The sequence below is a fragment of the Paraburkholderia sp. genome (assembly GCF_026225065.1).
Lineage (GTDB): Bacteria > Pseudomonadota > Gammaproteobacteria > Burkholderiales > Burkholderiaceae > Paraburkholderia.
In genome coordinates, this window is sequence record NZ_JAMFSB010000242.1 from 14,871 (window position 1) to 27,427 (window position 12,557).

Genomic DNA, 12,557 nt, shown 5'->3' on the forward strand with positions numbered 1-12,557 from the left:
GTCCCGGCATGGTTCCCTGGCTCGGACCCGACGATCCGTTCCCCGCCGTGGAGCGCGCGCTCGGCGCGGCCAGCGGCGCACCGGGTCTGCTCGCCGCCAGCGCGGACCTGCTGCCCTCGCGCCTGATCGACGCCTACCGGCGCGGCATCTTCCCATGGTATTCGGACGGCCAGCCGGTGCTCTGGTGGAGCCCCGATCCGCGCATGATCCTGCGTCCGGTCGAGTTCAAGGTGTCGCCGTCGTTACGCAAGACCTTGAAGCGGGTCCTGCGCGAGGACGCCTGGGAAATCCGCGTCGACCACGATTTCGCCGGCGTGATGCGCGCCTGCGCCCAGGCGCCACGTCACGGCCAGCGCGGCACGTGGATCACGGCCGACGTCGTCGAGGCCTACACGTCGCTGCATCGCACGGGAGATGCGCATAGCATCGAAACGTGGTTCGAAGGCGAGCGCGTAGGCGGTTTGTATGGCGTGTCGTTCGGGCGGATGTTCTTCGGCGAATCGATGTTCGCCGAGGTCACGGACGCGTCGAAAATGGCGCTCTCCGCGCTCATCGGACACTTGCGACGTCACAAAATAGAAATGATAGACTGCCAGCAGAACACGTCGCATCTGGCGTCGCTGGGCGGTCGCGAGATAGCGCGCAAGGCGTTCATCGCGCATGTCCGCGCGTCTGTCGATGCCGCGCCCATCCCCTGGCGCTTCGACAAGACGGTCCTGCTCGATGTCGTCGCGCCTGCGGCGTAACGCGCAAGGCCGGGCCCGTTGCCATTGGAACGGGTGTGAAATACCCAGACGCTTCGAGAGCTGCCAACGTGACGCACCCCAACGAGCTGCCGCTTTCACCTCTTTCTGCGCTGCAGTTCTATGCAACGGCGCCCTATCCCTGCAGCTATCTGGAGGGACGCGTGGCGCGCTCGCAAGTCGCCACGCCGAGCCATCTGATCAACTCCGACGTCTACACCGACCTTGTCAAGGCGGGCTTCCGGCGCTCGGGCGTGTTCACCTACCGTCCTTATTGCGACGGCTGCCGCGCCTGCGTGCCGGTGCGCGTGCCGGTCGACCAGTTCGAGCCGAACCGCACCCAGCGCAAGGTGTGGAAAAAACACGGCGGCCTCGTCGCCACGGTGGCGCCGCTGCACTATGACGAAGAACATTACGCGCTCTACATGCGCTATCAGTCCGCACGGCACGCCGGCGGCGGCATGGATCGCGACAGCCGCGACCAGTACGAGCAGTTTCTGCTGCAAAGCCGGATCAACTCACGCCTGGTCGAATTCCGCGAGCCGCTCGCGGGACACCCGGACGCGCCCGGCGTGCTGCGAATGATCAGCATGATCGACATCCTCGGTGACGGGCTCTCGTCGGTCTATACCTTCTTCGAGCCGGAGCTGGCGCATAGCAGCTTCGGCACCTACAACATCTACTGGCAGATAGAACAAGCGCGCAGCCTGCGTCTGCCCTACGTCTACCTCGGTTACTGGATCCGCGAGAGCCAGAAAATGGCCTACAAGGCCAACTTCCGCCCGCTGGAAGGCCTCGTCGACAGCACATGGCGCGAGCTCGATCCACAAAGCCTCGAGCTCGCGCCCGTCGACGCTGCCATTCAGGGCCGGCGCGGCCCTGTCAAGCTGCCCCGCTGACCTTCCCCCCTGAAATTCCCACACGGCGCCCCCCACCCGCCTCCACGCCCTGCCGTCTCGTTAAAGCCGGTAAAATACTGGGTTCCCATTTCCAGCCGTCCGGCTCCGCCCCGTGTTCAGTTCCCTCTACCCGCTTGTACGCGCCCAACTCTTTCGCATGGACGCGGAAGACGCTCACCACCTGACCTTGCGCCTGCTCGGCGCGGCCGGCCGCACGGGCGTCGCAAGCGCTCTCGCGCCGCGCGTGCCCGACGCGCCGCGCACCGTGATGGGGCTGACGTTCCGCAACCCGGTGGGACTTGCAGCCGGGCTGGACAAGGACGGCGCGTGCATCGACGGGCTGGCCGCGCTCGGCTTCGGCTTTATCGAGGTGGGGACTGTCACACCGCGCGCGCAGCCCGGCAATCCGCGGCCGCGCATGTTCCGCCTGCCGCAGGCGAACGCCGTGATCAACCGGATGGGCTTCAACAACGCCGGGGTCGACCAGTTCGTGAAGAACGTGCAGGCCGCACGCTATCGCGGCCCGCTGGGACTGAACATCGGCAAGAACGCCGACACGCCGATCGAGCGCGCCGCCGAAGACTATCTGTACTGTCTCGAACGCGTCTACCCATTCGCGAGCTACGTGACCGTCAACATCTCGTCGCCGAACACGAAGAACCTGCGCCAGTTGCAGGGTGCCGGTGAACTCGACGCCCTGCTCGCCGCGCTGAAGGACAAACAGCTGCGCCTCGCCGATCTGCACGGCAAGCTGGTGCCACTCGCGCTGAAGATCGCCCCAGACCTCGACGACGAGCAGATCAAATCGATTGCCGACACGCTGCTGCGCCACCGTTTCGAAGGCGTGATCGCCACCAATACGACGCTTTCGCGCGCTGCGGTCACGGGCCTGCCGCACGCCGAGGAAGCCGGCGGCCTGTCGGGCAAACCGGTGTTCGATGCCTCCAACGAAGTGATCCGCAAACTGCGCGCCGAAGTCGGCGAGACGGTGCCGATCATTGGCGTCGGCGGTATCTTCTCCGGTGAAGACGCACGCGCCAAGCTCGCCGCCGGCGCGGCGCTAGTGCAACTCTACACGGGCTTCATTTACCGCGGCCCGGCGCTGGTGGCCGAATGCGCGCAGGCGCTGGCTTAAACTAAGGCAACACCCGGTCGCGTTATATAGGCATAAACAAACAGTATTTAAGTATTGATAGTCTGTTTTGTTATCCTTTCCGATGTTCTAACCGCCCCTACGGGCAAAAAAACGAATAAAGGAAGACGATGAAATCTGGCTTGCTGAAAAAACTCCTCGTGGCTGGTCTGATCGGCGCCTCGTTCACCGCCGCAGCCGCCCACGCAGCAGACCTGCTCGATCAGGTCAAGCAAAGCGGCACGTTGCGCATCGGCCTCGAAGGCACGTTCCCCCCGTTCGACTCGAAGGCGCCGTCGGGTGAGCTGGTCGGTTTCGACGTGGATATCGCCAAAGCGGTCGCGCAGAAGCTCGGCGTGAAGCCCGTATTCGTGACGACTGAATGGAGCGGCATCATCGCGGGTCTGCAGGCCGGCAAGTTCGATGTGATCGTCAACCAGGTTGGCATCACGGACGCGCGCAAACAGGTGCTCGATTTCTCGCCCGGCTATACGTTCTCGGCGGCCCAGTTGATCCAGCGCAAGGACGACACGCGCGAGTTCAAGTCGCTCGACGACCTGAAGGGCAAGAAGCTCGGCGTCGGTCTCGGCACCAACTACATGGATATGGCGAAGTCGGTGCCGGGCATCGACGTCAAGACCTATCCGGGCGCGCCTGAGTATCTGGCTGACCTCGCCGCCGGCCGACTCGACGCCGCGCTCAACGACCGTCTGATGCTGGCCTATCTGCTCAAGGCTTCGCCGCTGCCGCTGCGCACCGGCGCGACGGTCGGCACTGGCACGCCGTCGGGCATTCCGTTCAAGAAGGGTAATCCGAAGTTCGCCAAGGCGATCGACGATGCAATGACCCAGCTCGAAGCGGATGGCACCTTCACGAAGATCTCCGAGAAGTGGTTCGGCATCGACGTCACGAAGCCCATCGCGAACTGAGCGCCAACGAGCGTTTATGATGTGCGCTTTGCTGCGCACATCACTCATCGCCCATGTCCACCACCTCCCTGCTTGTCCAATCGCTTCCGGTGCTCGCTCAGGGCGCCGTCCTGACAGTCAAGTTCGCGGTCCTGTCGATGATCTTCGGGTTGCTGGCCGCCAGTGTCATCGCCGTGATGGGCGTCAGCCACAACCGCGTGTTGAACTGGGTCGCGCGCGTCTACGTCAGTCTGATGCGCGGCACGCCGCTGCTGGTGCAGATCTTCGTGATTTACTACGGCCTGCCGAGCCTCGGCATCTCGCTCGATCCAACGCCCGCAGGCGTGATCGCGCTGTCGGCGAATGTCGCGGCGTATCTGTCGGAGAGCATGCGCGGCGCCATTCTCGGCATTCCGAGCGGCCAGTGGCTGGCCGCGTATAGCCTCGGTCTGTCGCGGCGCCAGACGCTGCGTTATGTGGTGGCGCCGCAGGCACTGCGCATCGCCGTGCCGAGCCTGTCGAACAGTCTGATCAGCCTGATCAAGGACACCTCGCTGGTGTCGGTGATCACCGTGACAGAGCTGTTGCGCAGCGCGCAGGAAGTGATTGCATCGACCTATCAGCCGCTGCCGCTCTACCTCGCTGCGGCGGCCATCTACTGGGTGCTGTGCCAGGTGCTCGAATGGATCCAGCACTGGTACGAGCAGCGCCTCGCGCTGCCCACGCGGCACTGAACCACGCGTGAGGCGAGGCGCCCGGACTGGCGCCGCTGAGCAGCGCGAGCGTGCGCGCTTGAGCGGCGAGAGTTCAGCGCGCCGCCAGCGGCGCATCCAGCGACGCCCCGAAGCGGCTAAAGCGCGGCTCGTAGTAATGATCGGGGTCAAGCGAGAACGCGACGCGTCGCGTGCGCCCCATCAGCTCCGTACGCGGGAAAAAGCCGAAGTAGCGTGAATCCGCGCTGTTGTCGCGGTTGTCGCCAAGCATCAGATATTGGCCCGGCGGCACGACCACCGGCCCGAACGAATTGCGCGGGCTCGGCGAATCCGGCGAGAGTCGCACGATATGCGACACACCGTCGAAACGCTCGGTCAGATAGTCGCCCGGCGACGACGCATCGCCCGGCAGCGGCCCGAACTTGAGCGGCTGATAGGCCGCGCGCACGCCGTTCACATACAGCACGTTGTCGCGCATCGCGACGCTGTCGCCCGGCAGACCGATCAGCCGCTTGACGAGCAGTTCGTGGGCGGCCGACGACTGGATCGTGACGATGTCGCCGCGCTGCGGATCGTGCAGATGCGCGATCGAGATATGCGTGAGCGGCACGCGCAGGTCATAGGCCATCTTGTCGACGAGGATGCGGTCGCCCTCGCGAATGGTCGGCAGCATCGAGCCGCTCGGCACTACGTTCCAGTCAGCGATCGCACTCCGGAACAACACCATCAGCACGATAAACGCGACAAGACTCTTGTTTTCGCGCCACAATTTTCCAAGCATGCGCATCGAAAGCGGCTCCTGCGGAAGGTAATCGAAAGCTTCGGCGGTACCTCTGCACCGCGTCCGGGCAAATCGTACCACCGCGGCATACCCCGCGCGTTACGGATGCCTGAGGGGCGGCTCTACCCCCCCCCACCTCCCGCGCCGTGGCTCACTCCCCCGCGAAACGAAGCCCCAGCGCAGCCCGCGCCGCGTCGGTCATGGCGATCATCTGCAACGACTTCGCATGCGGCATCACCGGACTCTCCAGTTGCCCCGCCCGGATCAGCTCGCAGAAATGCGCGGTCTCATAGTTGAGGCCGCCGCCTTCGAACGGCACGTCGAGTTCGACGACGCGTCCGTCGGCATAGCGGATCGTGGCGCGGGCTGGATTCCACCAGTTCTCGTGGATCGTGACGTGTCCGCCGGGCGCGAGCAGCAGCGCATCACCCTTGCCATGCAGATCGAGCCCGCAGAACAGTTGTGAGATGCCGTGTTCATGCTGGCTGTTGAGGCTCGCAAATATATCGACGCCAGTCTGCCCGAGCCGGCCCAGCGTCTGCACCTCGAGCGGCGCCCCGAGCCAGTCGACGGCCAGAAACATCTCGTAGATGCCGATGTCGAGCAGCGCACCGCCCGCGTGTTCGAAGGAAAACGACGGGTGATCGGGCGGCACGTTCGCCGCCGAACAGCCGGCCCGCACAAGGCCGATTGCGCCGATGGGATCGGCAGCCAGATGCGCGCGCAAGGCTCGATAAAGCGGATAGAAAGGCGGCTTCATCGCTTCCATGAAGAGCCGTTGCGAGCCACGCGCCGCGGCCAGCACGCGTTCGAGCTGGGCGGCATTGATCGTGGCCGGCTTTTCGCACAGCACGTGCAGGCCTGCCTCGAGCGCCGCGATCGCGTAGCCCACGTGGCTGTCCTGCAGCGTGGCGATATAGAGCGCGTCGATACCGCTAGCGAGCAGCGCGTCGAAGCTCGCGCATGCCGTGCCGCCGAACTCGGCGGCAAAAGCAGCGGCCGGTTCGGCGCGGCGCGACCAGAGCGCGGTCAGCTGCGCGGCCTCGACATGCGCGAGACCCTGGGCAAAGCGGCGGGCGATACGCCCCGTGCCGACGATGCCCCAGCGAATCACAGCGGGGTGAGCAGAGGAGACGTGTTTCGGCGCGTCCCCTCCGGGGACGGCCTCCAGGGCGTTATTCATGAGGCGTTCGAGTTCCGGTGCGGTAGAGACCAGGCGTCATTGTCGCCCAGGTCCCCCAGTCGCACGCAGCCGCGAACGGCCCACTAAGCCGAAAACGTGCTGCCGATCTCTTCCGCGGTGAAATCGATCAACGCGAGCGAAGCCGCTTCCGCTTCCTTCGCATCGCGCCGCTCGATCGCCGCGACCACCCGCCCGTGGTTCGCCACCACGGTCTCCCACGCGCCCGGCTTGGCCGTCACGATGGGATTGGCAGCCGCCAGCGCGCCGCGGATGATCGCAGCCATCTGCTGGAAGAACTGGTTGCCGCTCGCCACCACGATGCGCGTGTGCAGTAGTTCGTCGGCCGCCTGATAGCCGGCCTCGCCCGGCCGGATGGTACGAAACGCATCGTAGGCATCGCGGATCCCGGCAATATCCGCCGCACTGCCGCGCGCCGCCGCCTGAGCGCACGCACGCGGCTCGATCAGGATGCGAAACTCAATCACATCGCGCAGAAACATCGGATCGGGCTTTGCACGAAAGCGCCAACTCACGACATCCTCATCGATCATCCGCCAGTCGCGCATCGGCCTGATGCGCGTGCCTATCTTCGGCCGCACATCGAGCATATCGCGCGCAAGCAGCATCGACAGCGCTTCACGCATCACAGTTCGACTCACGTCGAACTCTTTGGACAACACATCCTGCGGTGGGAGCACAGCGCCATATTTTTCTTCGACGATGCCCGTGACGAGCCCGTCCATGACCTTGCTGACCAACGAACGATCCTTGTTTCCGTGTTCCATGACACTCTCCCCGAAGCGGGTTATCCCCCCGCGTAGCCTGTTGATCAAGCGGCCCTCGTGTGTCGTTTTGTGTTGTTTGTTGTTGTATTAATCGATACGGTGCTAGCTTAAAAACAGATGCGCCAGTTGGGAAACGTCCTGACAGGGTTATCCCTCTGAAGAATTGTTTCGTTCATGTAACGCGCTGGCCGAAGAAGCGCGCCAAGCTTGCGTAATAAGCGTGCGCGAGCCTCGCGGATTGCATCGTGCGACGACGCACGCAGCGTCGTCGATTGGCGGATCTACAACACCTTGTGTCCGACAGCGCACAACCTGGCTTCGGCCGCGGACGCTTCAGCGACCGGAAGTGTCGCTAATCTCACGTGCCGCCTCCGGGGCGCGGCCATATTGATCGTCGAAGCGCACGATGTCGTCCTCGCCCAGATAGCCGCCCGATTGCACCTCGATGATTTCGAGCGGGGTCTTGCCTGGATTCTCGAGCCGGTGCGTCACGCCGAGCGGAATATAGGTCGACTGGTTCTCCGACAGCAGGAAAGTCTCTTCGCCGCGCGTGACGCGTGCCGTGCCACGCACGACCACCCAATGTTCGGCGCGATGATGATGCATCTGCAGCGACAGACGGCCGCCCGGCTGCACCACGATGCGCTTCACCTGAAAGCGCTCGCCGCGGTCGATCGAATCGTAGAAACCCCACGGCCGCTGGACCTTGCGGTGCTCCTGCACTTCCGAGCCGCGCTCTGCCTTGAGACGGCTGACAATCGCGCGCACGTCCTGGACGCGGTCCTTGGCGGCGACCAGCACCGCATCGGCGGTTTCGACCACCACCACGCCCGTCAGGCCGACGCATGCGACCAGCCGGCCATCCGAATGGGCGAAACTGTCGCTCGAGCCTTCGAACAGCACCCGGCCGCGGGCGACGTTGCCATCGGCGTCCTTGCCGGACGCCTCCCAGACCGCATCCCAGGCGCCGACGTCGGACCAGCCTGCGACAAGCGGCACGACGACGCCAGGCAGGCCCGCTTCGGCGCCGACCTGTTCCATCACCGCATAGTCGATCGAATCCGAAGGACAGGCGGCGAAGGCCGCCTGATCGAACTGGCGTGCGCCGGTGCTGTCGAGCGACGCCCGCGCAAACGACTCCGCGCACGTCGACGCTATCAAGGGGCGGCACCGCGCGATGGCGGCTAGCCATACCGACGCGCGCACCACGAAAATGCCGCTATTCCACCAGTACTCGCCGCTCTCGACGTAGCGTCCGGCCAGTTCCCGATCCGGCTTCTCGACGAAGCCATCGATCGCGCACGCACCCTGCAGCCCGACCGGCGCGCCGATCCGGATATAGCCGTAGCCTGTTTCCGGCCGCTCGGGCGGTACGCCCAGCGTCACGATTGCGCCCTGTGCGGCATGCAGCACTGCTTGCGCGAGAGCCGCGACGAACGCCGCGTTGTCCGCAATCAGATGGTCGGCCGGCACAACGATGAGTACGGGGTCCGGTCCATCCGGCAGATCGGCCTGGGCGGCAAGCGCGGCGAGCGTCAATGCCGGCGCGGTATTACGCGGCGATGGTTCGACGAGGACACGAGGTGCGCCGCCGCAGCGCTTGAGCCGCTCGAGCGTCGCCAGTTGCAGATCGCCGCCGCATACGACGATCGGCGCAGCCCGTTGGAAACGCGCTGCCCCCTGAGACTGACGCTCGCCGGCAAAGAGGCGCTCGAGCCGATGAACCGTCGATTCGAGCAGCGACTCGTCGCCGAACAGGTTGATCAGCTGCTTGGGGCTTTGCTCGCGCGACAGCGGCCACAGCCGCGTGCCTGAGCCACCCGCCAGAATCACGGGCTGGACGACGCAGTCTTCCATGGCCTCACGTGCCAGCGCGTGCTGCGTAACCGGCGATGTAAATTCGTTCAAATCAAGATCATTCATTCGAGCCTCTCCAATGCACACCCTCAGAGCCCCCGCGACCCCGATTGAATCCGACACAATAGGCGTGACAGCTTGATTGGAGCATGCTCAGGCGGCCCGCCTCTGTTCGTACCCACACACTGCCTCGTGGGCCCGGCGGAGTCGATCTGTCTGTACGAGTTCATGGGCGCCGAACCCGGAAAGACGTACCGACGCCATTGCCGTCCACCCATGTATAACGATTAGAATACCGAAATAATTAACATTCTTCGCTGACAGACGACTCGCGAATGGATGCTATCTCCGGCAGCACACCGCGATTCGCGGCGCCACCCCGCCGTGCTCAGAGATTCTCGAACGTACCCGCGCCCGACATGATGCTGCGCTCGCGCCTTGCAAAGGCCAACGGCGCGCGGACGTTGCGCGTACGGCACGTCAACCCGACAGATAGCGCGCCATGGTCGAGAAACGGCCCTTCCACCTTGCGAAAGCCAAACTGCTCGTAGAAGGCGCGCATGCCTACCGGTGCAGTCACTCGCACGAGGATTCCCGGCCAGCGCTCTGCGGTCGCCCATAGAACCCGCTCGATCAGCTCCTCGGCGGTGCCGTCGCCGCGCCTCGCGGGGCTTGTCAAAACCTTGTCGAGCAGCACTTGCGGATGCTTCGCGTCGGCGCGCCGAATCCGCGCGTAAGCCATGATTGGCATCGCGTGAGACATATCTTCGGCCGCGAAAATGTGCAACGCGCATTCGTCGCGGCCGTCGGCGTCGAGACACAGGTGCGACTGTTCGACGACGAATACGGCGCTGCGCGCACGCATGATCAGATACAACTCTCGTACCGTGCACTGCTCGAATTCGAGCGTTTTCCAGTTCATTGTGATCCCCTCCTGCGATTTACTCGACAGGACCTGGTCATTGCCATGCACTCAAGGTACGCCGACGCTCCTTTCAAACTCGGTGCGCAAGCGCACCGACGACAAGACGTCACACGCAGTTAAATGCGAACAACCGGGAAGGACAGAACGGCCTCGAACTACACCTGATCTATGACAACAGCAAGTCGTTGCAGGCACAACCTCGGCATGTCTGCCTCAACGACTCAGGAGTCAAGATTGCATCGAAAATCGCGTGGTCCAACTTGCGTCACGCATCAGCCGAACACAAACACAACATCACGCAGCGCATGTGCGCCGCCGACTGTCCCGGACGATTCGTCGACTTCATCTGCGCACATCGCTTCGGCCCACGCACGCATGACGTGATGCTCGCGGCACTTCGCAATCCGTCAACTGGACAAGCCTGTTCGCACGCGTTCCATCGCGTCACCGAACGGTTCACGAACGATTCAGCAGGTGTCGGTTAACGCGAACGATACAGATGCCGCACTTGAGCTCGAGGTATGCAGAATTAATACTGAAGCGCCGTTTTTTTATCGCTGGCGCAATCCGGTGGATACCCTAACTGCCCCACAGCGCGCATAGAGCCTCACTCTACGCATTTCGTTGTAGACGGCTCGAGAAGGTTGCGTCGACATCGAACCTGCCATCAAAAACCACTTCCGTGCGTCAGCCCACGCAATCCGCTAACCACATGTGAATCATTTCTGAGTCATCTTGGACGGCGGTGCATGGTCCCCGCCCAGCTAGCATTTCGGCGTCGGTTCGCCTTGCTCCGCCGCCTGTCCGACACAAACTAACGCAATCCGATCAACGACTTGCGTCAAAAACAAATGCTCCCGGCACGGGCATGACCAGGGGGGGCCCTGGTACAAAATTGAAACAAAAACGCACATTTTGCAGCGCAAACCCTCATTGACCTCTTCGCTGCGTCGCACCAGTGCTCATTCCGGACGAGCTGGCACAGTCCTCGCTAAATGAGAAGCGCAACACCAGCGCCGATGTACATAACCCAAAAACAACGCTGGCGCGCAACAGCCATACGGGGCCCGCACTGCAGATCCATGACCGCTCGCCAGGCGGCAACGCAAGACGGATGCAGAGACGGGTAGAAAAAACAAGGAGCTGCCTCACGCGGCTCCACGCGAGGACCGAATCATGCTTACGCTTCAATCCGATCTGCACGGCAATCATTTGCTTGGCGCATTGCCCTCCCATGACTGGCAAGCCATCGCCCCTCACCTCGAACTCGTCCATCTGCGTACCGAACAGCTTCTGTGCGATTCAGGACAACGTATTCATCACGTTTATTTTCCGACTACCGCCATCATTTCAATGTTGTCGACGATGGAAGACGGCAGCTCGGTTGAGATCGCCGCAGTCGGACGCGAAGGCATGACGGGCGTTCCGGTATTGACGGGCGGCGAGACCATGCCTAACCGCGTGCAGGTGCAAAGCGCCGGTTTCGCTTACCGCATGACCGCGCAAGCGCTCAGCCAGCAATTCGCGCGCTCCGACTTTCTGCGCCGCCTGCTGATGCTCTATATGCATGCTCTGCTCACGCAAGTCGCACAGACCGCTGCATGCAACCGCCATCACTCGCTCAACAAACAGCTGTGCCGCTGGCTGCTGATCGAGATCGATCGCGTCGCCTCGAATGAGCTGACCGTCACGCAGCAACTGATCGCGGACATGCTCGGCGTACGGCGCGAGGGCATCACCGAAGCAGCGGGCAAGCTGCATGACGACGGCCTGATCCATCACAGCCGTGGCCATATCAAGGTTCTCGACCGCAAGGCGCTGGAATCGCGTGCATGCGAATGCTACGGCCTCGTGAAGCGTGAGTTCGACCGGTTGCTGCCGCGCATGCGTCAGGCCGACACGGTCAGCTAAGCCTTCATCTTCGTTCGCGCAGCTGCAGTAATAGAAGAAGCATCGCGCTGCCTTCGAGAGCGTCCTTACGCCAGTTCGTTGAACTCTGGCGGCACGATTCGCGAAAACGCGAATCCAAAGAGGCGCCGAAGGGCGCGTGATAAGGCCGGCGTCCTCCTGAACGCCGGTTTGCTGTCCTGTGCGCCGCGACGCATGCGTGTCGCTGTCAGTCGAATCCAGGTTTTTCAATGTCCTCTTCTCTCCTCACACCGCCCTCTGCACAGGAAGTGCATGTCTGGCAGTGGGATCTCGATGTCTGCGTTGACGATTTCGATCGGCACTGGGCCTTGCTGTCGACGCAGGAGCGCGAGCGCGCCGACAAATTCCGCTTCGCACGGCATCGCCGTCGCTACGTAGCAGGTCGAGGCGAACTCAGGCAGCTCCTCAGCCGCTATCTCGGGTTATCACCGCGGCAGGTTGCCCTTGACTATGGTCCTGACGGCAAACCTTTTTGCAACATCCAGCCTGCGGGTTGGACGGTCTGCTTCAACCTCAGCCACAGTGAGAATGCGGCAGCGCTCGCAATCTCGAACGGCTTCGAGGTCGGCATCGATGTAGAAAACGTTCGCCCGATCGAGGAGTGTGTGCCGCTCGAAGTGTTCTCCATCCAGGAGTGCGCGGAATTCAGCGCGTTACCGGATGCAGAACAGCAAGAGGTCTTCTTCGAAAGCTGGGCGCGCA

General features: G+C 63.2%; 12 protein-coding genes. 7 read left to right on the plus strand and 5 right to left on the minus strand.

The window, feature by feature from the left end; genetic code table 11:
* Positions 1–8 precede the first annotated feature (8 nt).
* From aat to M0954_RS17865, 5 genes are all read left to right on the plus strand, one after another.
* Positions 9–746, plus strand: a complete 738-nt coding sequence (gene aat, locus M0954_RS17845) for a leucyl/phenylalanyl-tRNA--protein transferase (protein WP_122154514.1) — start codon at positions 9–11, stop codon at positions 744–746.
* A gap of 68 nt (positions 747–814) precedes the next feature.
* Complete coding sequence (locus M0954_RS17850) at positions 815–1,642, plus strand: arginyltransferase (protein ID WP_122154513.1); 828 nt, start codon at positions 815–817, stop codon at positions 1,640–1,642.
* A 112-nt stretch (positions 1,643–1,754) separates the two neighbouring features.
* The gene (locus tag M0954_RS17855; RefSeq protein WP_122154512.1) at positions 1,755–2,777 is read left to right on the plus strand and encodes a quinone-dependent dihydroorotate dehydrogenase; all 1,023 of its coding nucleotides are present in this window, start codon (positions 1,755–1,757) and stop codon (positions 2,775–2,777) included.
* Positions 2,778–2,905: 128 nt separating this feature from the next.
* A complete protein-coding gene (locus M0954_RS17860) occupies positions 2,906–3,703 on the plus strand; it encodes a transporter substrate-binding domain-containing protein (RefSeq protein ID WP_122154511.1) in 798 nt (265 codons plus the stop codon).
* A 53-nt stretch (positions 3,704–3,756) separates the two neighbouring features.
* Positions 3,757–4,416: an amino acid ABC transporter permease gene (locus tag M0954_RS17865; RefSeq protein ID WP_122154510.1), complete on the plus strand. Its 660-nt coding sequence runs from the start codon at positions 3,757–3,759 to the stop codon at positions 4,414–4,416.
* Between the two features lie 73 nt (positions 4,417–4,489).
* On the opposite strand, the gene lepB is transcribed toward M0954_RS17865, so the two are convergent.
* From lepB to M0954_RS17890, 5 genes are all read right to left on the minus strand, one after another.
* Positions 4,490–5,182 carry a signal peptidase I gene (gene lepB, locus M0954_RS17870; protein WP_133891520.1) on the minus strand — a complete coding sequence of 231 codons (693 nt, stop codon included), beginning with the start codon at positions 5,180–5,182 and terminating at the stop codon, positions 4,490–4,492.
* Between the two features lie 145 nt (positions 5,183–5,327).
* Entirely contained in the window at positions 5,328–6,359 is a 1,032-nt protein-coding gene (locus tag M0954_RS17875) for a Gfo/Idh/MocA family oxidoreductase (protein WP_297354631.1), read from the minus strand.
* 83 nt (positions 6,360–6,442) lie between these two features.
* Positions 6,443–7,144 carry a FadR/GntR family transcriptional regulator gene (locus tag M0954_RS17880; protein ID WP_122154507.1) on the minus strand — a complete coding sequence of 234 codons (702 nt, stop codon included), beginning with the start codon at positions 7,142–7,144 and terminating at the stop codon, positions 6,443–6,445.
* Between the two features lie 333 nt (positions 7,145–7,477).
* A complete protein-coding gene (locus M0954_RS17885) occupies positions 7,478–9,001 on the minus strand; it encodes a mannose-1-phosphate guanylyltransferase/mannose-6-phosphate isomerase (RefSeq protein WP_297354636.1) in 1,524 nt (507 codons plus the stop codon).
* 388 nt (positions 9,002–9,389) lie between these two features.
* Positions 9,390–9,923 carry a GNAT family N-acetyltransferase gene (locus tag M0954_RS17890; RefSeq protein ID WP_122154506.1) on the minus strand — a complete coding sequence of 178 codons (534 nt, stop codon included), beginning with the start codon at positions 9,921–9,923 and terminating at the stop codon, positions 9,390–9,392.
* 1,179 nt (positions 9,924–11,102) lie between these two features.
* Here M0954_RS17890 and M0954_RS17895 point away from each other — a divergent pair.
* Both M0954_RS17895 and M0954_RS17900 read left to right on the plus strand, forming a co-directional pair.
* Positions 11,103–11,837, plus strand: coding sequence for a Crp/Fnr family transcriptional regulator (locus tag M0954_RS17895; RefSeq protein ID WP_122154504.1), 735 nt, complete (start codon positions 11,103–11,105; stop codon positions 11,835–11,837).
* 227 nt (positions 11,838–12,064) lie between these two features.
* Positions 12,065–12,557: 4-phosphopantetheinyl transferase (locus M0954_RS17900; protein WP_297354633.1), on the plus strand; the 493-nt coding region annotated here is incomplete at its 3' end.